This window comes from Micromonospora sp. NPDC049275, assembly GCF_043197115.1.
Classification (GTDB): Bacteria; Actinomycetota; Actinomycetes; order Mycobacteriales; family Micromonosporaceae; genus Micromonospora.
On the sequence record NZ_JBICSN010000021.1, the window covers coordinates 47,051 to 67,967 of the forward strand.

The 20,917-nt window shown below is 72.6% G+C and carries 20 protein-coding genes and 1 pseudogene; 14 read left to right on the forward strand and 7 right to left on the reverse strand.

The features are described from left to right. Positions 1–47: 47 nt before the first annotated feature. From ACGFIE_RS32225 to ACGFIE_RS32235, 3 genes are all read left to right on the forward strand, one after another. The gene (locus ACGFIE_RS32225; protein ID WP_393301996.1) at positions 48–884 is read left to right on the forward strand and encodes a DUF3152 domain-containing protein; all 837 of its coding nucleotides are present in this window, start codon (positions 48–50) and stop codon (positions 882–884) included. Between the two features lie 121 nt (positions 885–1,005). Then, complete coding sequence (gene moeZ / locus ACGFIE_RS32230; protein ID WP_393301999.1) at positions 1,006–2,187, forward strand: adenylyltransferase/sulfurtransferase MoeZ; 1,182 nt, start codon at positions 1,006–1,008, stop codon at positions 2,185–2,187. Positions 2,188–2,322: 135 nt separating this feature from the next. After that, positions 2,323–3,228 carry a prenyltransferase/squalene oxidase repeat-containing protein gene (locus tag ACGFIE_RS32235; RefSeq protein WP_393302074.1) on the forward strand — a complete coding sequence of 302 codons (906 nt, stop codon included), beginning with the start codon at positions 2,323–2,325 and terminating at the stop codon, positions 3,226–3,228. Here the strand turns inward: ACGFIE_RS32235 and ACGFIE_RS32240 are convergent. Together ACGFIE_RS32240 and proB are read right to left on the reverse strand one after the other, a co-directional pair. Then, positions 3,225–4,466 (reverse strand): glutamate-5-semialdehyde dehydrogenase, encoded by a 1,242-nt coding sequence (locus ACGFIE_RS32240; RefSeq protein ID WP_393302001.1) that lies wholly within the window; start codon positions 4,464–4,466, stop codon positions 3,225–3,227. The two genes, ACGFIE_RS32235 and ACGFIE_RS32240, sit on opposite strands and share 4 nt — an antisense overlap. A gap of 34 nt (positions 4,467–4,500) precedes the next feature. Next, entirely contained in the window at positions 4,501–5,658 is a 1,158-nt protein-coding gene (gene proB, locus ACGFIE_RS32245; RefSeq protein WP_393302004.1) for a glutamate 5-kinase, read from the reverse strand. 13 nt (positions 5,659–5,671) lie between these two features. On the opposite strand from proB, the gene ACGFIE_RS32250 reads away from it, so the two are divergent. From ACGFIE_RS32250 to ACGFIE_RS32275, 6 genes are all read left to right on the forward strand, one after another. Beyond that, on the forward strand, positions 5,672–5,986 hold the full coding sequence (locus ACGFIE_RS32250; RefSeq protein WP_393302007.1) for an MGMT family protein: 315 nt from the start codon (positions 5,672–5,674) through the stop codon (positions 5,984–5,986). A gap of 100 nt (positions 5,987–6,086) precedes the next feature. After that, entirely contained in the window at positions 6,087–7,118 is a 1,032-nt protein-coding gene (locus ACGFIE_RS32255) for a hypothetical protein (RefSeq protein ID WP_393302010.1), read from the forward strand. A gap of 106 nt (positions 7,119–7,224) precedes the next feature. Then, positions 7,225–7,752 carry a SigE family RNA polymerase sigma factor gene (locus ACGFIE_RS32260; protein ID WP_393302013.1) on the forward strand — a complete coding sequence of 176 codons (528 nt, stop codon included), beginning with the start codon at positions 7,225–7,227 and terminating at the stop codon, positions 7,750–7,752. Further along, positions 7,749–8,876, forward strand: coding sequence for a hypothetical protein (locus tag ACGFIE_RS32265; RefSeq protein WP_393302016.1), 1,128 nt, complete (start codon positions 7,749–7,751; stop codon positions 8,874–8,876). Before ACGFIE_RS32260 ends, ACGFIE_RS32265 begins: the two co-directional genes overlap by 4 nt. Before the next feature lie 75 nt (positions 8,877–8,951). Continuing rightward, positions 8,952–10,385 (forward strand): MFS transporter, encoded by a 1,434-nt coding sequence (locus ACGFIE_RS32270; RefSeq protein WP_393302019.1) that lies wholly within the window; start codon positions 8,952–8,954, stop codon positions 10,383–10,385. Further along, positions 10,382–11,908, forward strand: a complete 1,527-nt coding sequence (locus ACGFIE_RS32275; protein WP_393302022.1) for a pyridoxal phosphate-dependent decarboxylase family protein — start codon at positions 10,382–10,384, stop codon at positions 11,906–11,908. The genes ACGFIE_RS32270 and ACGFIE_RS32275 overlap by 4 nt, the downstream gene beginning before the upstream one ends. A gap of 65 nt (positions 11,909–11,973) precedes the next feature. Here ACGFIE_RS32275 and ACGFIE_RS32280 read toward each other — a convergent pair whose 3' ends face one another. Together ACGFIE_RS32280 and ACGFIE_RS32285 are read right to left on the reverse strand one after the other, a co-directional pair. Continuing rightward, a complete protein-coding gene (locus ACGFIE_RS32280; RefSeq protein WP_393302025.1) occupies positions 11,974–13,179 on the reverse strand; it encodes a hypothetical protein in 1,206 nt (401 codons plus the stop codon). Beyond that, positions 13,172–13,708 (reverse strand): SigE family RNA polymerase sigma factor, encoded by a 537-nt coding sequence (locus tag ACGFIE_RS32285; RefSeq protein ID WP_363684329.1) that lies wholly within the window; start codon positions 13,706–13,708, stop codon positions 13,172–13,174. Before ACGFIE_RS32285 ends, ACGFIE_RS32280 begins: the two co-directional genes overlap by 8 nt. Before the next feature lie 178 nt (positions 13,709–13,886). Between ACGFIE_RS32285 and ACGFIE_RS32290 the strand changes: the two genes are divergently transcribed. Next, on the forward strand, positions 13,887–14,468 hold the full coding sequence (locus ACGFIE_RS32290; RefSeq protein ID WP_091402527.1) for an NADH-quinone oxidoreductase subunit B: 582 nt from the start codon (positions 13,887–13,889) through the stop codon (positions 14,466–14,468). 36 nt (positions 14,469–14,504) lie between these two features. Further along, positions 14,505–15,821 (forward strand): DUF2252 domain-containing protein, encoded by a 1,317-nt coding sequence (locus tag ACGFIE_RS32295; protein WP_393302028.1) that lies wholly within the window; start codon positions 14,505–14,507, stop codon positions 15,819–15,821. Positions 15,822–15,838: 17 nt separating this feature from the next. Here the strand turns inward: ACGFIE_RS32295 and ACGFIE_RS32300 are convergent, their stop codons facing one another. Then, the gene (locus ACGFIE_RS32300) at positions 15,839–16,885 is read right to left on the reverse strand and encodes a glucose 1-dehydrogenase (RefSeq protein ID WP_393302031.1); all 1,047 of its coding nucleotides are present in this window, start codon (positions 16,883–16,885) and stop codon (positions 15,839–15,841) included. 116 nt (positions 16,886–17,001) lie between these two features. Here ACGFIE_RS32300 and ACGFIE_RS32305 point away from each other — a divergent pair. Then, positions 17,002–17,598: pseudogene (locus ACGFIE_RS32305) on the forward strand (NADH-quinone oxidoreductase subunit C); the annotation flags it as partial. Between the two features lie 233 nt (positions 17,599–17,831). After that, positions 17,832–18,794 (forward strand): complex I subunit 1 family protein, encoded by a 963-nt coding sequence (locus ACGFIE_RS32310; protein WP_266246403.1) that lies wholly within the window; start codon positions 17,832–17,834, stop codon positions 18,792–18,794. A gap of 9 nt (positions 18,795–18,803) precedes the next feature. Here ACGFIE_RS32310 and ACGFIE_RS32315 read toward each other — a convergent pair whose 3' ends face one another. After that, on the reverse strand, positions 18,804–19,823 hold the full coding sequence (locus tag ACGFIE_RS32315; RefSeq protein WP_393302034.1) for a glutathione S-transferase family protein: 1,020 nt from the start codon (positions 19,821–19,823) through the stop codon (positions 18,804–18,806). Between the two features lie 80 nt (positions 19,824–19,903). On the opposite strand from ACGFIE_RS32315, the gene ACGFIE_RS32320 reads away from it, so the two are divergent. Next, on the forward strand, positions 19,904–20,332 hold the full coding sequence (locus tag ACGFIE_RS32320) for an ester cyclase (protein WP_363684315.1): 429 nt from the start codon (positions 19,904–19,906) through the stop codon (positions 20,330–20,332). Here the strand turns inward: ACGFIE_RS32320 and ACGFIE_RS32325 are convergent. After that, positions 20,313–20,888 (reverse strand): Uma2 family endonuclease, encoded by a 576-nt coding sequence (locus tag ACGFIE_RS32325; RefSeq protein ID WP_363684313.1) that lies wholly within the window; start codon positions 20,886–20,888, stop codon positions 20,313–20,315. The two genes, ACGFIE_RS32320 and ACGFIE_RS32325, sit on opposite strands and share 20 nt — an antisense overlap. Positions 20,889–20,917: the final 29 nt, after the last annotated feature.

The following is a 20,917-nucleotide window of genomic DNA, read 5'->3' on the forward strand; positions in this document are numbered from 1 at the left end:
GCGGTAAAAGCGGAGAATCACCCGAAATATCTGGCAGGCTGGGCGTCATGACGCCGTCGTCCCCTTACGGCCCGCCCGCGCCGCCCGACCCGCCCGAGGGATCGGTGTACGAGGGTGCGCGTCCCACGCTCGTACGGATGCGCCGTCGACGACGTCGTAGCCTGCTGCTCGGCCTGCTCGTGACCGCCACCGCCGCGGCCGTCGTCGGCGTGACAGTGACGCGCGGTGACGAGCCGCCGGTCGACGTACCGGCCGCCCCGACCCAGGGCGGGATGGGCCTGGGTGGCGGGGAGGCCCACCCGGTGCCCAGCGGTTATCCGTCGGTCGGCTCGGGACACTTCACAGTCGCCCACGGCGGGACGACAGTGCACGGTACGGACGGACCGCTGCGTCGCTACCGGGTCGTGGTCGAGCGCGGCAGCGGTCAGAGCGCCGACGCGTTCGCCACACGGGTGGACGAGGTGCTTGCCGACAGGCGCAGCTGGATCGCCTCCGGCGAGCTGCGCGTGCAGCGGGTGGCCGACGCCCAGATCGCCGACTTCACCGTCTACCTCGCCACCCCTGTCACGTCGGAGCGGATGTGCGCCGAGGGTGGGTTGACCACCGAGCGCTACACCTCCTGCCGGCTGCCCGGGCAGGTCATCATCAACCTGGCCCGCTGGCAGGAGGCCGTGCCCGACTACGGCGCCCCGCTGGAGACGTACCGCACCTACGTCATCAACCACGAGGTCGGCCACGAGTTCGGCGAGGAGCACGAGGCGTGCCCCGGCCCGGGGGAGGCCGCCCCGGTGATGCAGCAGCAGACGTACGGGCTGCGGGGCTGCGTGGCCAACGCCTGGCCCTACCTCGACGGCCGTCGCTACGCCGGCGACATCGTCCCCTGACCGACCCGCCGTCAGATATTCCCCTCCCGCATCGCGGGCCACGTGTCCTCCCTCATGGCCGAGTGCGGCCCGGGCGAGCAACAATGGCGCGGTTCACACCGCCGATCCCGGGGAGTCCACCGTGTCGTTGCCCCCGCTCGTCGAGCCCGCCGCCGAGCTGACCGTTGACGAGATCCGCCGCTACTCACGCCACCTGATCATCCCGGACGTCGGGGTGACCGGCCAGAAGCGGCTGAAGAACGCCCGGGTGCTCTGTGTCGGCGCCGGTGGCCTCGGCTCGCCCGCCCTGCTCTACCTCGCCGCGGCGGGGGTCGGCACCCTCGGCATCATCGACTTCGACACCGTCGACGAGTCGAACCTCCAGCGTCAGATCATCCACGGCGTGTCCGACATCGGCCGTTCCAAGGCCGAGTCGGCCGCCGCGTCGATCCGCGAGATCAACCCGCTGGTCAACGTGGAGATCCACAACACCGCGTTGGACCGCGAGAACGTCCGCGAGATCTTCGCCCAGTACGACCTGATCGTCGACGGCACCGACAACTTCGCTACCCGGTACATGGTCAACGACGCGGCGGTGCTGCTCGGCAAGCCGTACGTCTGGGGCTCGATCTACCGCTTCGACGGCCAGGCGTCGGTGTTCTGGGCCGAGCACGGCCCCTGCTACCGGTGCCTCTACCCGGAGCCGCCGCCGCCCGGCATGGTTCCGTCCTGCGCCGAGGGTGGCGTGCTCGGTGTGCTCTGCGCGTCGATCGGCTCGATCCAGGTGAACGAGGCCATCAAGCTGCTCACCGGCATCGGTGAGCCGCTTGTCGGCCGCCTGATGGTCTACGACGCCCTGGAGATGGAGTACCGCAAGATCAAGGTTCGGAAGGACCCGAACTGCGTGCTCTGCGGCGAGAATCCGAGCGTCACCGACCTGCTGGAAGACTACGAGGACTTCTGCGGCGCGGTCTCCGAGGAGGCCCAGGAGGCGACGCTCGACTCGACCATCACCGCCCTGGAGCTCAAGGAGTGGCAGGACGCCGGCAAGGACATCTTCCTCGTCGACGTGCGGGAGCCGGCCGAGTACGAGATCGTGCGGATCCCCGGTGCCACCCTCATCCCCAAGGGCGACATCATCTCCGGCGAGGCCCTGGCGAAGCTGCCGCAGGACAAGCAGATCGTGCTGCACTGCAAGTCCGGCGTCCGCTCGGCGGAGGCGCTCGCCGCGCTGAAGGCGGCCGGGTTCCGCGACGCCGTACACGTGCAGGGCGGCGTGCTCTCCTGGATCAAGCAGATCGACCCGTCGCTGCCCGCGTACTGACCGGCCCGCCGGGGCGACGCCGCACCGCGCCGCCCCGGCGCCGGCCCTCCGTGGTTCCGCGCCGGCCCGCCGACGGTAAATCGACGCAGCTGGCTGCGTGCGGCGCTCGTGCCGGAGCGACGCAGCCAGTTCCGGCTGGCCGATTCACCGAGGCGCGATCGCGTCTGCGCAGGTAGCGTCTCCGCCGTGGTCGACTTGGAAGCCGCGATCGGGTTCGTCGTGGCGCATGGGGACGCGGTGGAACGCGCCCGCCTCTCCTGGCTGCGCAACGGCACGCCGGTGCCGCCGGAGCTGTTGGAGACGGCCGAGGTCGGCCAGTCGCCGGACGGCGCCTGGCCGGCGACCTGGGGTGGCGAGGTCGCCTCGGTCGACGCCACCTGCTTCCGGCTCTCCGAGTTGGACGACCTGGGCGCGCTGGGCCGTCCCGCCGCCCGCCGGGCCCTGGACTGGCTGGCGTCCCGTCAGCAGCCCGACGGCGGCTGGGACGAGGACCTCTCACTGACCGGCTCGGCCCCGGAGTGGGCCCGCCCGGGCGATCCGGAGGCCAAACTCTTCCTCACCACCAACGCCGGCTTCTGGCTGACCGTCGCCGGCCTGGACGCCCGCGCCTCGGGCCCGCTGGATCACCGGGTCGGCGGGGCGTACGCCGGTGTGGTGCAGGCGGCGGCGCAGTCCATCGTCGCGCGGCTGCGCCCGGACGGCAGTTGGCCGTCGTTCCTCGCCGCCGGCTGGCTCGGTGCGGCCGTTCTGCACCGTCAGGACATGTTCCAGGAGTCGGCACGGATCCAGGTGGTGCTCGCCGAACGGATGCCCACGATGTCACCGGGCGACGTGGCCTGGCTGGCGGCCACGCTGCGTCGGGTCGGCATCGACCACCACGACTGGATCATGGTGCGGGCCCTGCGGCGGCTCGCCGAGACCCAGCGCAGCGACGGTGGTTGGGAGAGCGACGACGGCCACCAGTTCGACGTGCACTCCACGCTGTCCGCGATCCGGGCCTGCCGACCGCCGGCGAGCGGAGCAGCCCCGCAGCCGGGCTAGCGCAGGTGCCCGTCCCCGGTGACGACGTACTTGGTGCTTGTCAGCTCGGGCAGACCCATCGGGCCGCGGGCGTGCAGCTTCTGCGTCGAGATGCCGATCTCCGCGCCGAAGCCGAACTCGCCCCCGTCGGTGAACCGGGTCGAGGCGTTCACCATCACCGCCGCCGCGTCCACCCGGGCCACGAAGTCGCGGGCCGCGCTCGCCGAGTCGGTGAGGATCGCCTCGGTGTGCCCGGTGCCGAAGCGGCGGATGTGCGCGACCGCCGCGTCCAGCGACTCGACCACCGCCACCGAGATGTCGGCGGACAGGTACTCGGTGGCGAAGTCCTCCTCGGTGGCGGGGACCACCGCCGCCGAGTACGCGGCCACCTCGGGGGAGCCGTGCACTGTCACGCCGGCCTCGGCGAACGCGGCAAGCACCGGCGGCAGGAACGCGTCGGCGACGTCGGCGTGCACCAGCAGCGACTCGGCCGTGTTGCAGGTGGACAGGCGCTGCGTCTTGGCGTTCAACGTCACCGCCACGGCCTTCGCCAGGTCGGCGGCGGCGTCCACGTACACGTGGCAGTTGCCCACCCCGGTCTCGATCACCGGCACTGTCGACTCCTCGACCACCGTGCGGATCAGCGACGCGCCGCCGCGCGGGATGAGCACGTCGACGAGCCCTCGGGCGCGCATCAGCTCCTTGACCGAGTCGCGTGAGCTGGCGTCGAGCAGCTGCACCGCGTCGGCCGGCAGGCCGGCCTCGGCTATCGCGTCGCGCAGCACCGCGACCAGCGCCGCGTTGGAGTGCGCGGCCGAGGACGATCCGCGCAGCAGCGCCGCGTTGCCGGACTTCAGGCAGATCCCGGCGGCGTCCACAGTCACGTTGGGGCGTGCCTCGTAGATGATGCCGACCACACCGAACGGCACCCGGATCTGGCGCAGCTCCAGCCCGTTGGGCAGGGTCGAGCCGCGGACCACCTCGCCGACCGGGTCGGGCAGCGCGGCCATCTGGCGCAGCGCGTCGGCGATGCCCGCCACCCGGCCAGTGTCGAGCGCGAGCCGGTCCAGGACGGCCGCGCTCAGCCCGGCCTCCCGGCCGGCCGCCAGGTCCGTCTCGTTCGCTGCCAGGATCTCCGGGGTACGCGCCACAAGCGCGTCGGCCATCGCGACCAGCGCGGCGTCCTTGGCCGTACGCGTGGCCACGGCCAGGTCGGCGGCGGCGTCCCGCGCCCGCTTCGCCTGCTCCACGACGCTCATGCCGGCACTCCTCGGTGGTGGGAAGGAACTTGTTTCACAGCAGCACGAGGTCGTCGCGGTGGACGACCTCCCGTTCGTACGCCGGGCCGAGCGCCGCGGCGAGTTCGGAGGTGGAGCGGCCGAGCAGCCCGGGCAGCTCCACCGCGTCGTAGTTGACCAGGCCCCGGGCGACCGGGGCGCCCGCGGTGTCGACCAGGTCCACTGGATCCCCGGCGGTGAACGTGCCGTCCACGGCGGTGATGCCGGCGGGCAGCAGCGACTTGCGTCGTGCGACGACGGCGGCCACCGCGCCCGGGTCGAGGTGCAGACGCCCCCGGGGCGAGGTGGCGTGGGCCAGCCAGAACAGTCGGGCCGTCGGGCGCTGCCGCTGCGGGTGGAACAGCGTGCCCACGGGCTCGCCGGCCAGCGCCGACGCGGCCAGGTCGGCGGCGGTGAGCACCACGGGGATGCCGAAGCCGGTGGCGATGCGGGCCGCCTCGACCTTTGTCACCATGCCTCCGGTGCCGACCCCGGACCGGCCGGCGCCGCCGACGGTGATCCCGGCGAGGTCCTCGTCGCTGCGGACCTCAGCGATCCGGGTCGAGTGCGGGCGGGCCGGGTCGCCGGTCCAGAGGGCGTCCACGTCGGAGAGGAGCACCAGCAGGTCGGCGTGCACGAGCGCGGCCACCAGCGCCGCCAGTCGGTCGTTGTCGCCGAACCGGATCTCCTCGGTGGCCACCGTGTCGTTCTCGTTGACGATGGGCACCGCGTGCAGGTCGAGCAGTTTGCGCAGCGTGCGGTACGCGTTGCGGTAGTGCGCGCGTCGGGTCACGTCGTCGACGGTGAGCAGCACCTGCCCGACGGTGCGGCCGTGCCGGGCGAAGCTGGCCGCGTACCGGCCGATCAGCAGGCCCTGCCCGACGCTGGCGGCGGCCTGCTGGGTGGCCAGGTCACGCGGACGCCGGGTCAACCCGAGCGGGGCCAGGCCGGCGGCGATGGCGCCGGACGAGACGAGCACCACCTCGCGTCCTTCGGCGGTGAGCCGCCCGAGGGTGTCGACAAGCGCATCGACGCGCTCGTCGGCCAGTCCGCCGGTGGCGGTGGTCAACGAGGAGGAGCCGATCTTGACGACGACCCGTCGGGCGGCCGTGACTGCGTCGCGCACCCGCCCATTCTGCGTGGTCACGCCCGCGTCGCCCGGCAGCGTTCCCATATGGTGGCCGATTGTGACTCCTGATGAGTACGTCGAGGCGGTGCTCGACCTGGTGGAGCGGATCCCGGAGGGTCGGGTGATGTCGTACGGCGGGGTCGCCGACGCGCTCGCCGAGCGCTCGGGGCGCTCCTCCGCGCGACTGGTCGGCAACATCATGGCCCGACACGGTGGCTCGGTGCCGTGGCACCGGGTGGTGACCTCGGCGGGGCGGCTGCCCCCGGGGCACGAGCGGGAGGCCCGGGCCAGGCTGCGCGCCGAGGGCTGCCCACTGCGGGGAGACGGGGTGCGGATGAGCGACGCGAACTGGCACCCCGACGCGACCGGTTGACCGGCCGGGCAGATCCGTCGGAAGTTTCTCGTCGGACAGGCATCGCGGGCGGGCTCGCCGCTGTCTTCCCGGGTGACGGTCACTCACCTGGGAGGCACATGTGTCACATCGATCCCGCCGTACCGCGCTGGCAGGCGTCCTGACGGCGTTCTGCATGCTGGTGACGCCGGTCCTGGCCGGTCCGGGCGCGGACGCCGCCACGGTGGCGGTCGGCGACAGCGGGCGGACCGACGGCGCACAGGTCACCTTCCCGGTGCCCGGTGGCGGCCCGCAGGCGATCCACGCGTACTCCAGCCTCGGTGGTGACGCCGCGTACGTGCTGGACACCCGCGCGGGAAAGTATCGGCGGGTGCCGTACGTCAGCGTGCAGGTCTCGCCGGACGGCCACACCGTCGCGGTGGAGCAGACCGATGGCCGGATCGGCGTGGTGGCCCGGGCCGCGCTCGCGGGCGGCGGTGCGGTGCGCTGGACGGATCTGCCCCCGGGAACATTCACGGGCTGGTCACCGGACGGGAAGGCCCTCCTCACCACCACCCTCGACAAGGAAACCCGCAGCTTCGCCGTGCACCGCTACGACGTCGCCACCGGGCGACTCCGGCACACGCCCGTCAACCTCGACTGTGACGTCTGCACGGCCGGCTGGGCGGCCGACTCCACCCGATACGTGGTCCAGCTGCGTGGCACCGATCCGGATCTGCCGACCGGACCGATGCGCTACCTGAACCCGGATGGCACCGCTGGCCGGTTGGTCGGCGCGGAGGGACACATCTGGGACGCCACCGCCTACTCGCCGTCACGCCGGTACGCGGTGGTCGAGCCGGCGCGCGGCGTCGGTTTCGAGGGCGTCGATCCGAGCCTCCTCGCCGAGTGGCAGCGCCCCCGGATCCTGGATCTCGCCACCAGACGGACCATCGGGTCGGTGGCGACCTCCTGGCCGGTGCTCGGCTGGTACGACGAGCGACAGGTGGTGAAGGTGGCGCACACCAGCGGCGGTTCGACAGTGCTGGAGGTGACCGATGTGCGTACCGGCAGAGTCAGCAGGTCGGTGCCCGCGCCGGGATTGCCACCGGCGCTCCTTCAGATCGGCTCCTCGGCCGGCCTGAAGGGTGACGCGGCGAAGTTCGGCTTCTGACCGGATGCGGCACCGAGTGGTGATCGATTCGCAGGGGGCGACCGTTCCGGCGCTGCCCCGGGCGGGGACAGCGTCGGTGATATCGGCTGCGGGTTGGGGAAGGTGCATGAACGACGAGCACGAGCGGGAGTTCCGCGACTTCGTCGCCGCGAGGTCTCCGGCGTTGCTGAGAACGGCGTACCTGCTTACCGGCGACGTGCACCACGCGCAGGATCTCCTGCAGACGGCGTTGCTGGCCAGCGTCCGCCACTGGTCGCGGATCCGCCGCCGGGACGAGCCGGAGAGGTACGTGCGCCGGGCGATGTACCGGCACCAGGTCAACTGGTGGCGAGCCCGGGCTCGGCGGCCCGAGGTGCTGGCGGCCGAGCCACCCGACCGCGATGCCCGCGCCGACCATTCCGCTGCGACGGTCCAGCGGCACGCGCTGATGGACCTGCTCCGGCGACTGCCGTCGCGGCAGCGGGCGGTGGTGGTGCTGCGGTACTACGAGGACCGGTCCGAGGCGGAGGTCGCGGAACTGTTGGGCATCTCGCTGGGCACGGTTCGCAGTCAGGCGTCCAGGGCCCTGCGCAAACTCCGGGCCTACCAGGCCGAATCGTACGAGTCTCCGGGCTACGTGAGGGCGGGACGATGACCTTCGAAGACGAACTGCGTACGGAGCTGCGCCATGCGCCGATGCCTACCGAGCTCGCGCCGCCGATCGGGCTCGCCGACACGGTGCTGCGGGGCGCGCGTCGCCGGAAACGCCGCACCGCCGGTCTGTTGGCGGGTGTCGTCGCCCTCGTCGCCCTGGTGCTGGTCACCCCGGCCGTCCTGCCGCCCGACGCCGGCCCGGACACGCCGGCGCTGCAGGTCGCGGCGGGCGCGTTCCCACAGCCCGGTGGCGGCCCGCTGGCGGTCCACGCGTACGTGACCTCCGACCTGAACCGGGCGACGTTCACCACGCTCCTGCTCGATCCGACCAACGGCGAGTACCGCGAGGTGCCGTACCGGGCCCTGCTCGCGCCGGACCGGAGCAGGGTGGCGGTGGATGACAACGGGCGTACCGGGCTCGTCGACCGGGCCGCGCTGCTGCGGGACGGCACGTCGGCCATCCAGTGGCTCGATCTGCCCGTCGGCAACGGTCTCGCGTGGTCCCCGGACGGCGCGGCGCTGCTTGTCACGTCGATCGAGAAGGGGGACGCGACGGTGTCGTTCACCGCTCACCGGTACGACGTGCGCTCCGGGAAGGTCACCGCCACCCCGGTGCCCGTCGACCTCCTCGGTAGTGCCGTGGGCTGGGCGCCCGATTCGGTCGGCTACCTCGCGCTGCTGCGTGGGTCGGAGACCGGCGACACGGTGCGGCCGGGTGCGCTGCAGGAGATCCGCCCGGACGGTGCACTGGGGCGCCGGCTCGCCGCTGACGGCGGGGGCTGGGTCGGCGGTGCCGAGTCCTACTCGCCGTCCCGCCGGTACCTGCTCGCCGACGTGTCCGAGCTGCAGTCGGACCGGCCGCTGCCGTCCCGGGTGGTGGACGTCGTCAGCGGCCGGGTGGTCCGCCTCCTGCCGGTCGGCGCGAAACCCCTCGGCTGGTACGACGACCGGACCGTGGCGCTGCTCGTCGACCCCCCCGGCGGGCGGCCGGTGCTGCGCCTGACCGATGTCGCCAGTGGTGCGACGCGTCGGGAGGTGCCGCTGGCCGGCGTACCCGGCCTGATCGGGGTCTGTATCGCGTCCTCGAGCGGCCTGCCCGAGGACGCCGTGGCGCTGGGGTTCTGACCGGCGTTGGCGCGGGGGCCGGTGCCACGACCGGGGGCTGTGGCCCACGGCACAACATGAGTAGCATTCGGAAACATGGACGCGCCTCCGGTCGTTCCCGGCTCGTCGACCGGGACCGTCGATCACTCTGCGACCGGGCCGCTCCCTCGCCGGGTGCACGCCGGGTACGCGCTCGGTTCCCTGGCCACCGGCGCGTTCGGCACCGTGCCCGGCCTGCTGCTGCTGCCGTACCTCACCGACACGTTGGGCGTGGCCGCCGGGCTGGCCGCCCTGCTGGTGCTGCTGCCCAAGGCATGGGACGTGCTGGTCAACCCGGTCGCCGGGCGGATCTCCGACCGCACCCGGTCGCGCTGGGGCGCCCGCCGCCCGTACCTGCTCGTCGCCGGTCTCGCGCTCGCCGTGCTGTTCGCGGCCATCTTCGCCGCGCCGTTCGGCAACGGGCCGGCCGCCGCGGCGTACGTGGCGCTCGCCTTCCTCGCCACGGCCACCGCGTTCGCCTTCTTCCAGGTGCCGTACGTGGCGATGCCGGCCGAGATGACCGACGACTACGCCGAGCGCACCCGGCTGATGACCTGGCGGATCGCCGTGCTGGCGCTGACCATCCTGGTCTCCGGAGCGATCGCCCCGCTGGTCGTGACGGCCGGCGGCGACGGCGTGCCCGGTCACCGCTGGATGGGCCTGTTCGTGGCGGCGCTCATCGCCATCGGTGCCGTCGGCGCGTTCCTCGGCACCCGGTTCGCCCCCGGTGGCGTGGTCGGCGCCAGCGAGCCGACACTGCGCGCCCAGCTCGCCGTGGCCGCCGCCAACCGGCCGTTCCGGGCGCTGCTGGTCTGCTTCGTGGTGCAGTCCGCGGGGGTGGCGACCATCCTCGCCGGGGTCAACTACTTCGCCGGGCAGATCCTGCGCGACGAGCAGAGCGGGCCGACACTGCTCTTCGCCTGCTTCGTCGGGCCGGCGCTGCTGGTGATGCCGCTCTGGTCCCGCGTCGGCGCCCGGGTGGGCAAGCGGTCCGCCCTGGTCGCCGCCGGGCTGATCCTCGCCGTCGGGGCGCTCGCCCTGGCCGCCGCCCCGGTGCTGCCCCCGATCGTCGTCTACCTGGTGGTCGCGGTCCTCGGCGTCGGGTACGCCGGGCAGCAGGTGTTCGCGCTGGCCATGCTTCCGGACTGCATCGCGTACGACACGGCGCGTACCGGCCGGCGGCAGGCGGGCGTCTTCACCGGCCTGTGGACCGCCGGGGAGACCCTCGGCCTGGCCCTCGGCCCGGGCGTGTACGGGCTGGTGCTCCAGCTCGCCGGCTACGTCTCCTCCGACACCGGAACCGCGGCCACGCAGTCCGACACGGCGCGACTGGGCGTACTCCTCGGCTTCACGATCATCCCGGCCCTGCTGCTGGGCCCCCCGATCCTGCTCCTGCGCCGCTACACCCTGACCCCCGCCGTCCTGGCCTCCGCGCAGGGCCAGCACCTCACGGCGGTGGGCCGCATCGAGAAGGGCACCAGAACTCCATGATCGACGAGAACACGGTCGGGGCGGGGGCGCTGTCCCGCGACGGGGTGGCCGCCGATGTCGCGCTGGCGGAGGTCCGGCGGCTGCGCGCGGGCGACCGGCCCACCCACGGGGGACGCCTCTTCGCGTACGTGTACGACCCGGCGGTGCCGGGACTCGACGACCTCGCCGCCGCCGCGCACCGGGAGAGCGCCCATGTCAACGGGCTCGACCCGACCGCGTTCCCGTCCCTGCTGGCCATGGAGAACGCGCTCGTCGGCGCCGCCGGCCGGGTGCTCGGCGGTGGGCCGGGCACCACCGCGCCGGACGTGGTCGGCAGCGTCACCAGCGGCGGCACCGAGTCGCTGATCCTCGCCGTCAAGGCGGCCCGGGACGCCCACCCGGAGATCAGCGCACCCCGGATCGTGGTGCCGTCGAGCGCGCACGCCGCGTTCGCCAAGGCGGCGCACTACCTGCGGGTGGCGCTGGACGTGGTGCCGGTCTCGGTGGAGACGCTGCGCCCCGATCCGGCCGCGCTGGCCGCCGCCATCCGCCCGGAGACGGTGCTTGTCGCCTGCTCCGCGCCCTCGTACGCGCACGGGGTGGTGGACCCGGTCGCCGAGATCGCCGCGGCGGCCGCCGACGCCGGGGTGCGCTGTCACGTCGACGCCTGCTTCGGCGGCTGGACCCTGCCGTACCTGCGTCGCCTCGGCGAGCCGGTGCCAGCGTTCGACTTCTCGGTCCCAGGGGTCACCTCCATCTCGGTCGACCTGCACAAGTACGCGTACGCGCCGAAGGGCGTGTCGGTGCTGCTGCACCGCGACGCCGCGCTCCGCGCGCCGCAGTACTTCGCGTACGCGGACTGGCCCGGCTACACCATGATCAATCCGGTGATCGCGTCCACCCGCTCGGGCGGGCCGATCGCCGCCGCGTACGCCACTCTGCGGCACCTCGGCGACGCCGGCTACCTGCGGCTGGCCGCCGTCACCCGGGACGCGGTGGCCGGTCTGGCCGACGCGGTCCGCGCCGTCGACGGGCTGCGGCTGCTGGCCGAACCGGAGTCCACAGTGGTGTGCTTCACCGCCACCGAGGGCGGCCCCGACCTGTTCGTCCTGGTCGACGAGCTGACCGCGCGCGGCTGGCACACCCAACCCCAACTGTCGTACGCCGGTCTGCCGGCCAGCGTGCATCTCACGGTGACCGCCTCGGTCGCGCCCCGGGTGGCCGAGTTCGGTCCGGACCTGACCGACGCGGTGGCGGCGGCGCGTGCGGCCGGCCCGGTGCGGCTGCCTGCCGAATTGGCGGCCCTGGTCGGCGCCCTCAGCCCCGAGGCGCTGACGCCTGACCTGGTCGTCGGCCTGGCCGCCGGGCTGGGCCTGGGCGACGGCGGCCCAGATGACGGCGACGGACCCGCCGGAGGGCCGCTGCCGGAGCGGATGGCGCTTGTCAACACGCTGCTCGACGCCGCCCCGCCGGCGCTGCGCGAACGGCTGCTTGTCGAGTTCGTCGGCCTGCTGCAACGGCCCGCCTGGGGTTCGGACGACTGACCGCCGCATGCCGACACGGCCGCGCTCAGGTGAGCGCGGCCGTGTCCCGTCCCGGCAGAGCCGGATCAACGGTAGGTGATCACCACGGTGTTGTCCGGGTCGTAGACCTCCTGCACGAAGTCGAAGTTCGCGTTCATCGGACGGGCGTCCACGTCGGCCTTGCCCGTGCCGGCCGTGGCACCCGCGGCGACCCGGAAGCCCAGCGTGAGCCGGACCTCCTTGCCCGCCCCGAGCTGGTTCAGGTCGCAGGTCAGCGGCTCCCGGGTCTGCTCCGGGTCGTTGCGGCAGGCCGCCCAGCCGTCACCGTCCGGGCGGACCGCTGCCGGCAGGCCGAGCCGCAGCGCCACGTAGGCGGCGGGTCCCTTGCCCCCGTTGCGGATACGCACGGTGATCGTGCCGGTCCGGGAGCCGTCCGGCGCGTCGGCAAGCACGAGGTTCGTGGCGGTGACGACGAGGTTGACGTCGTGCGGGTTCGGCCCGAAGCTCGTCGGCCCGGAGACCTGCGCGAAGGACTCGCCCTTGAAGCGGTAGCCCCGCCACTGTCGCTGTGACCATTCACCGGGCCAGCCACCACCGGGCGCGATGTCGCCGACCTGTACCCGCACGGTGCCGTCGTCCACCACGTCGAGGGCGAACAACCACTGCGGCTTGTCGATGGTGGTCGCGACCACCCGGCCCAGCGTGACGATCTTGCCCTGCTGGTCGCGGTCGAAGGCGACCACCTGCATGGGACCGCCGCTGCCGAGCACGCACTGCACAAGCGCCACCGCCTCCTGGGCGCCGTCGCCGTCGACGTCCCCCTGGTCGAACGCCAGCAGCCAGTTGGCACCCTCGCGGTCGTCGCCGCTGAGCCGGATGCCCGACGTGGGGCATCCCCGTCCGGCTCGCCACGCGGGCAGGGTCACCGCCGCGCCGAGCAGTTGCGCCCGGCTGATCGTCCCCGCCGGCGGGGTGGCGGTCGGGCTGCCGCTGGTGGCAGAGGGGTTGGGGGTCGGGCTCGCCGTGCCGCTCGGGGTGGGCGACGCGGAGATGGTCGGCGTGGGGTCGACCGGGCCCGGCTCGCGATCCGGGCCGCTCATCGCCGCGTATCCGACGGCGGCCCCGCCGAACAGCGCGAGCACCGTCGCGGTGGTGGTGGCCATGCGGCGACGGCCGCGTCCCCGTGCCGTCCGCCTGACGGCGGCGGGCCCGGGCACCTCGACCTCCTCCAGCACGGTACGGCGATAGTGGGCGAACTCTTCGGCGAGGCCGGGGATCTCCTGCTCAGACATCTCGCACCCCCTCGGTGGTGTCGCGTAGGTGCGTCGCGAGGGCCGCCCGGCCCCGGTGCAGCCAGGACTTGACGGTTCCCTCGGCGACCCGTTCCTGGGCGGCGATCTCGGCGACCGTCAGGTCGGCGAGGTAGTGCAGTACGACGGCCCGTCGCTGCTTCGGCGGCAGCTTGGCCAGTGCGGTGTCGAGCGCGACCCGGTCGGGGCTCGGCTCGGCGACGTGCGTCTCCCGCTGCCGCAGCAGCCATGCCTGCGCGGTCCGCAGCCGCCGCCAGCGGTTGTGGCCGAGGTTCCAGGCGACCCGGCGCACCCAGGCCAGGGGATCGTCGTACCGGGCGAGCCGGCCCCAGTGGGCGTACGCCCGGCAGAACGCCTCCTGAACCAGGTCCTGCGCCTGCCCCCGATCACCGGTGTATGCCGTGAGCTGCACCACCAGCGACCGGAAGTGGGCGTGGTAGAAGTCGTCGAAGACCAGTTCGGCAGTCGCGGAGGCGGGGCTTCCCGGCGGGTCGGGGGGTGGTCCGCCCACCCGTACTTCTCTCGTCACAAGCACTCGTCCTCCCCGTGGTGGCCGCAGGCGGCGTGTTCGCCAGCACCGGTCACACACTCGGCTACGCCCGCCGGTTGCGGTCGAGACCGTTCGGGTCGCCTGTCCGGTCCGTGACAACCGACTGTGATTCACTGTGCGGTGAGGAGAGGGGACGTCCGTGCAGCTACCGGCAGTGCTCGGTGAGCCGATCCGGTTCGTGCTGAACTGGGGGCGCCGCTACTCGCTCTGGGTCTTCAACTTCGGGCTGGCCTGCTGCGCGATCGAGTTCATCGCCACCAGCATGGGGCGACACGACTTCATCCGGCTGGGCGTGATCCCGTTCGCGCACGGTCCCCGACAGGCCGACCTCATGGTCGTCTCCGGCACCGTGACCGACAAGATGGCCCCGGCCATCAAGCGGCTCTACGACCAGATGCCCGAGCCGAAGTACGTCATCTCGTTCGGCGCGTGCTCCAACTGCGGCGGCCCCTACTGGGACTCGTACTCGGTGACCAAGGGCGTCGACCAGCTCATCCCCGTCGACGTGTACGTGCCCGGCTGCCCGCCGCGCCCGGAGGCGCTGCTGCACGGCATCCTGCGCCTCCAGGAGAAGATCGCCGCCGAGCAGTCCGGCATCGGGGGTGTGCCCCAGCGGGACGTGCTGGCCGCGCCACTGGACGCCCCGCCCCGCGAGGCTGCCGCGCCACGTTCGGTCGACTCGCTCACCGCCCCGCCGGTGCGCCCACCCACCGCGAGCTGACGCCGGTGCTGGCCGGGGCCGGCTAGCCTGCGCATCATGAGCAATTCCGTGGACCAGCGGTCCGCCCACATCATCGACGTGCTCACCGAGGAGTTCGGCGCGTCGATGGCCATCGACCCGGCCGCCTTCCGCCGTAAGTTCCGCAAGATGGCCGCGTCGCCGTTCGCCTTCTACCGGGGCAGCGCCGCGTTGTTCTACGCCGACCAGCGTGGCGACTTCGCCGACGACAGCTTCCTCGACGAGCGGACCGGCCGGGTGTGGATCCACGGCGACCTGCACGCGGAGAACTTCGGCACCTACATGAACGCCTCCGGGCAGTTGGTGTTCAACGTCAACGACTTCGACGAGGCGTACGTCGGGCCGTTCACCTGGGACCTGCGCAGGTTCGCGGCAAGCGTCGCGCTGCTGGGCTACAGCAAGGCGCTCTCCGACACGGCGATCGGTGAGCTGGTGGCCGGCTTCGCCCGCTCCTACCTGACCGAGCTGCGGGCGATCGCCGCCGGCGGGGACGACGCGATCGGCTCGATCACCCTGGAGAACGCCGACGGCGTACTGCGCCGGGTGCTCCAGCAGGCCCGCCTCAACACGCGGGTCGACCTGCTCGCCGAGCAGACCACAGTCGACAACTACGAGCGGCGGTTCTCCGTCGGCGACGGGGTCTTCGAGGTCGACGGGGAGACCCGCGACCGGGTTGTCGCCGCCTTCGAGGAGTACCTGGGCACCCTGCCCGCCGCCTCGGCCCGGCTGCGCCCGGTGGCGACTCGGATCAAGGACGTGGTGCTGCGCAAGGGCGTGGGCATCGGTTCGGCCGGCCTGCCGTCGTACAACCTGCTGCTGGAGGGGCACACGCAGGCGCTGGAGAACGACGTCGTGATCTACATGAAGCAGGCGCAGGTCCCGGCGGTGGCCCGCTACTCGACCGACGACTCGGTACGCGGCTACTTCCAGCACCAGGGTCACCGGACCGCCGAGTCGCAGCGGGCGTTGCAGGCGCACGCCGACCCGTGGCTGGGCTTCACCGAGCTGGACGGCGCCGGACAGCTCGTCGCCGAGGTCTCCCCGTACGCGGCCGACCTGGACTGGTCCGACGTCAACGAGCCGGACGAGCTGACCGGGGTGCTGGCCGACCTGGGTCGGGCGGTGGCCCGGATGCACTCGGTCGCCGACGACGAGTCCAGCCACGATCTGGTGGACTACTCCACCGAGGAGGCGATCGTCGCCGCCGTGGACACCGACGCGTCGGGCTTCGTCACCCACCTGGTGGACTTCGCGCACGCGTACGGGGTGCGCGCCCGCCAGGACCACCAGCTCTTCGTGGACCTGTTCCGCAACGGCCGGCTACCCGGCATCTGACGTCGGCGGGCCGCCGGTCAGGAGGCGAACTCCAGCACCACCTTGATGTCGTCCGGGCCGGCGGTGTACGCGTCGGCGTACCTGTTCACCGGCACACGACGGGTGATCAGCGACTCCAACCAGACCTGGTCGGCGCGGGTGAGCGCCTGCGCGGCCATGGTCCAGTGCCGCCGGTTGGCGTTCACCGAGCCGAAGACCACGTTGTTCTCCAGCACCAGCGCCCGGTTGAGCGCCCCGGCGTCGAAGTCGATGCTCCGGCCGCCGCTGGACACCCCGGCCAGGCAGACGATGCCGTTCGGCGCGGCCTTGCACATGACGTCGAGGACGACAGTGGGCGCGCCGGTGCACTCGATCACCACGTCCGGCTCGAAGGGCAGGTCGTTGACCGGCACCGTGTGGTAGGTGGCGCCCAGCCCGGCGACCAACTCCGGCTTGGGCCCGTCGGTGGCCCGGTCCAGCACGTGGACGGTGAGCCCGCGCTGGGTGGCGAGCAGAGCGGCCAGCAGCCCGATCGGCCCCGCGCCAGTCACCAGGACCGTCTGCGGCTGCCACTCGGCCCGGTGGCCGATCCGCTCGATGTGGTCCCACGCCTTGGCCACCACGCTCGTCGGCTCCAGAAGCACGCCGACCTGGGCCAGCGCCGGGTCGAGCTTGACCGCGAACTGGGGCTCGATCCGCCAGCGGTCCCGCGCGAACCCGGGCAGCGCCTTGATCCCGTGCTCGGTGTACAGACCGTTGCGGCACATGTCCCACTCGCCGACCGCGCAGTTGGGACAGGGCACCGGGTCGGGATGCCTGACGATGCCGGCCACCAGGTCGCCCGGTTGCACGGTGCCGGTGGGGTCCTCCAGCACCCGGCCCAGCGACTCGTGGCCGATGACCAGGCGGTCCGCACCGGGTGGCGCCTCGCCGTACGCACCGGAGATGATCTCGTGATCGGTGCCGCAGATCCCCACGGCCAGTGCCTCGACCAGGACCGCGCCCTCCTGGGGCGCCGGCTCCGGCTGATCCTCGGCGAGGCTCAGCGAGTTGGCGACCCCGGGTTTCACAGTGACAGCGCGCACGCCCTCATCCTTCCCCCTCCGCGGGCCGGCCGCCCGGTAAAGCGGGCAGATCACCGGGGGTCGGTCGTGGACCGCGGGCCGGGTCGGCGCGGGGCGGACGCCCTAGGATCAGCGGCATGACTGGAGAAGAGGTCGGCGCTCGGCTGGTCGCGCTGCTCGCGCCGGTCGAGGCGACCCCGTCGGTCTCCGGCGGGCAGCGGTTCGCCCGGGGCACCGTCGACGTACCCCCGACGAGCTGGTCGGCCGCCGTCCGCGCCGCCCGCGACGACAGCGAGCTGGCCTGCGACTTCTTCGACTGGCTCTCGGCTGTCGACGAGCTGGCCGAGGGCTTCGACGTGGTGGCGCACCTCTGGTCGACGCGACTGCGCCACGGCGTGCTGCTGCGCACCCGGGTACCCCGCGACGCGCCCTCGGTGGCCTCGGTGGTCGACATCTACCCGGGTGCCGCCTGGCACGAGCGGGAGACGCACGAGATGTTCGGCATCGACTTCGACGGCCACGGGGAGCTGCGACCGCTGCTGCTGCCCCCGGAGTTCGAGGGCCACCCGCTGCGCAAGGAGTTCGTGCTCGCATCGAGGGTGGCGAAGCCCTGGCCGGGCGCGAAGGAGCCGGGCGAGTCGGAGGCCGGCGGTGGCCGTCGACCGATCCGCCCGCCGGGCGTGCCCGCTCCGGGCGAGTGGGGAACGACGCCGACCCCGGCCGGCGCGGGCGGCGTGGGGGAGGGGCCACGCGGCGGCACCCCGGCCCGACCGGCCGTCGAGCGACAGGCGCGGCCGGCCCCGGGGGCCCGTCCGGCGCGTACTCCCCGGGCCGCCGGCACGGCCGACGGCCCGCCGCCGGCCGACGACCAGGCGCCCGGCGCGGGCCCGGCCGCATCCCGTGGCGAGCCCGTCGCGGACCCGCCGGCAGGCGACGACCGGCCCGACCACGACGGGGGTACGGCCTGATGCCGCTCTGGGTGGAGCTGGTGCTCCGGGTGGGCGGCGTGGTCGTCGCGTTCCTCACCCTGCCGCTGCTCGTCGGCCAGGCCGAGCACAAGGTGATGGCGCACATGCAGGGTCGCCTCGGCCCGATGTACGCGGGTGGCTTCCACGGTTGGGCGCAGCTCGTGGCGGACGGCGTCAAGTTCGTGCAGAAGGAGGACATCACCCCGCGCGAGGCGGACCGGGCGGTGTTCCGGCTGGCGCCCGCGGTGGCGCTGGTGCCCTATCTGCTGGTGCTGCTGGTCATCCCGCTCGGCCCGAACGACCTGGTCGGGCAACCGTTGGACATCGGCCTGTTCTTCGTGCTGGCCGTGGTCGGCATCGGGGTGGTGGCGGTGCTCATGTCGGCGTGGGCGTCGGCCAACAAGTACAGCCTGCTCGGCGGGCTGCGCGGGGCCGCCCAGCTACTCGGCTACGAGCTGCCGTTGGTGCTGGCCGCCGCCTCGGTGGCGATGGCGGCGGGCACGCTCAGCCTGTCCGGCATCGTGCAGGCGTGGCAGCCGTGGTGGCTGCTCTGGCAGGCCCCCGCGATGATCATCTTCTTCGTCGCCGGACTGGCCGAGATCCGCCGGCCGCCGTTCGACATGCCGGTGGCCGACTCGGAGCTGGTCTTCGGCTACATGACCGAGTACACGGGGCTGCGGTTCGCGTTCTTCCTGCTCGCCGAGTACGTCGGCATCGTGGTGATCGCCGCGCTGACCACTGTGCTGTTCCTCGGCGGCTGGCAGGGCCCGTTCGCCGACGACCAGCTCGGCTGGCTCTGGACGCTGCTCAAGATCTTCGCGGTGGCCTTCGTGATCATCTGGCTGCGGGTGTCCTACCCCCGGCTGCGCGAGGACCAGCTCCAACGCCTCTGCTGGCTGGTCCTGGTGCCCGCGTCCCTGGCACAACTGGTCCTCACGGCAGCCGTCCGAGTAGCCCTCTAGGCGCCCCGGTCAGCGCAGCGGGGTGTGGGCCGGGTCGACCGGCTCGACCGGCGGTGGGGGTGGGGTGCCGTCGCCGAACGGGCGACCACCCAGGGCCTCCCGACCGTGCGGGGTGACCCAGTTGGACAGGTCGGGGCCGAGCGGCACGATCCCGGTCGGGTTGATGTCGCGGTGCACCTCGTAGTAGTGCCGCTTGATGTGGTCGAAGTCGATGGTGTCGCCGAACCCGGGGGTCTGGAACAGGTCCCGGGCGTACGCCCACAGCACCGGCATCTCGCTCAGCTTCTGCCTGTTGCACTTGAAGTGGCCGTGGTAGACCGGGTCGAAGCGGACCAGCGTGGTGAACAGCCGCACGTCGGCCTCGGTGATCGTGTCGCCGACCAGGTACCGCTGGTCGGTCAGCCGCTCGGTCAACCAGTCCAGCCTGTCGAACAGGCGGTGGTACGCCTTGTCGTACGCCTCCTGGCTGCCCGCGAACCCGCACCGGTAGACGCCGTTGTTGACGTCGCGGAACACCACGTCGTTGACCTCGTCGATCTGCTGCCGCAGGTGCTCGGGGTAGAGCTGCGGGGCGCCCTCGCGGTGGTACGCGGTCCACTGGGTGGACAGGTCCAGGCTCATCTGCGCGTAGTCGTTCGTCACCACCTGCCCGGTGGGCACGTCGACGATCGCCGGCACGGTGATGCCGCGCTCGTAGCCGGGGAAGCGCTTGAAGTACGCCTCCTGGATGCGCTCGATGCCGAGCACCGGGTCCCGGCCATCCGGGTCGAGGTCGAAGGTCCAGCTCCGCGCGTCGTGGGTCGGGCCGGCGACAGCCATCGAGATGGCGTCCTCCAGGCCGAGCAGCCGCCGCACGATGATCAGGCGGTTGGCCCACGGGCAGGCCCGGCTGACCGCCAGCCGGTACCGACCCGGCTCCACCGGGTAGCCGTCCCGCCCGTCCGCCGTGATCCGGGTGGCGATGTACCGCTGGTCGCGGGTGAACTCGCCACCCGGCTCGACGTACTTGCCGCCTGTTTCCTCGCCCACGTCACCCTCCCGGTCCGGTTCAGTGTCTCTACCCCATCCTTGCGGATCTACCGCTCAGCGACGCCGGATACCCTGCCGGCATGACCGATGTCGAGGCGGCGGCCCGGCGCTTCATCGCCGACGTGTGGAACGCCCGCCGGGAGGAGTCGGCCCACGAGTTGATCGCCGAGGAGTGCCCCGGACTGGGTGGGACCGGCCCGGAGGCGACGCTGGCCTGGCACCGTGAGCGGCGGGCGGCCTTCCCGGACCTGCGCTACAAGATCGTCGACGTGGTGGCCGCCGGTGAGCGGGTGGCCGTGCACTGGCGGGCGGCCGGCACCCACGCCGGGCAGTTCGGGCCGGTCCCCCCGACCGGGCAGGTGGTCAGCTACTCCGGTGCGACGTTCCTGCGCTTCGACGCGGCGGGCCGGATCGTCGAGGTGTGGAGCTGCAACGAGCTGTTCCAGCTCCTGCAGCAGCTCGGCGTCGAGATGCTCCCACCGACAGTCGTCAGCGGACCCGGGGCGTGATTCGCCTGATCGGCAGGTTGATCGGGAACGGCTCGCCGGTGTCGACGAACTTCGTCCACCGCCCCGTCTCGGTGTAGACCTCGTTCACCGCGTCGATCCGGTAGGTGACGACTTCCAACGCGCCACCCTCCGTCTCGATCCGCCAGTAGAACGGGATGCCGGCCTGGGCGTACAGCGCCGGCTTCAACACCCGGTCGATCGAGCGGGTGCTCGGCGAGACGATCTCGACGGCGAGCACCACCTCGTGTGGCTCGTACTTCGACGGCTCCCGAGCCGCTGCGGTGGCCGTGGTGATCAGCACGTCGGGGATGAAGGACCGGGTGCGGTTGATCCGCACCTCGACCGCCTGGGTCACGTCGTAGCCGTCGGGGCAGTCTTCGTCCAGCGCGACCATCAGCCGGCCGGCGATGGTCTGGTGGATACGGGTGGGGGAGGGGGACATCAGCAGCACTCCATCGAGCAGTTCCCGGCGGCGACCATCCTCGGGCAGCGCATCCAGGTCGTCAGTCGTCCACTCGCTCTCGGGCGGGTAGTCGCTCTGCAGCGCGGCGGTCATGGCAGGTCCTTCCAGGTGCGTTCGTTCTC

What these genes read in the sequence shown, in the direction of transcription:
- ACGFIE_RS32225 (WP_393301996.1), top strand. Translation starts at nt 48, where the DNA reads ATGACGCCGTCGTCCCCTTACGGCCCGCCCGCGCCGCCCGACCCGCCC.
- ACGFIE_RS32240 (WP_393302001.1), bottom strand. Translation starts at nt 4,466, where the DNA reads ATGAGCGTCGTGGAGCAGGCGAAGCGGGCGCGGGACGCCGCCGCCGAC.
- proB (WP_393302004.1), bottom strand. Translation starts at nt 5,658, where the DNA reads ATGGGAACGCTGCCGGGCGACGCGGGCGTGACCACGCAGAATGGGCGG.
- ACGFIE_RS32260 (WP_393302013.1), top strand. Translation starts at nt 7,225, where the DNA reads ATGAACGACGAGCACGAGCGGGAGTTCCGCGACTTCGTCGCCGCGAGG.
- ACGFIE_RS32265 (WP_393302016.1), top strand. Translation starts at nt 7,749, where the DNA reads ATGACCTTCGAAGACGAACTGCGTACGGAGCTGCGCCATGCGCCGATG.
- ACGFIE_RS32270 (WP_393302019.1), top strand. Translation starts at nt 8,952, where the DNA reads ATGGACGCGCCTCCGGTCGTTCCCGGCTCGTCGACCGGGACCGTCGAT.
- ACGFIE_RS32275 (WP_393302022.1), top strand. Translation starts at nt 10,382, where the DNA reads ATGATCGACGAGAACACGGTCGGGGCGGGGGCGCTGTCCCGCGACGGG.
- ACGFIE_RS32280 (WP_393302025.1), bottom strand. Translation starts at nt 13,179, where the DNA reads ATGTCTGAGCAGGAGATCCCCGGCCTCGCCGAAGAGTTCGCCCACTAT.
- ACGFIE_RS32295 (WP_393302028.1), top strand. Translation starts at nt 14,505, where the DNA reads ATGAGCAATTCCGTGGACCAGCGGTCCGCCCACATCATCGACGTGCTC.
- ACGFIE_RS32310 (WP_266246403.1), top strand. Translation starts at nt 17,832, where the DNA reads ATGCCGCTCTGGGTGGAGCTGGTGCTCCGGGTGGGCGGCGTGGTCGTC.
- ACGFIE_RS32320 (WP_363684315.1), top strand. Translation starts at nt 19,904, where the DNA reads ATGACCGATGTCGAGGCGGCGGCCCGGCGCTTCATCGCCGACGTGTGG.
- ACGFIE_RS32325 (WP_363684313.1), bottom strand. Translation starts at nt 20,888, where the DNA reads ATGACCGCCGCGCTGCAGAGCGACTACCCGCCCGAGAGCGAGTGGACG.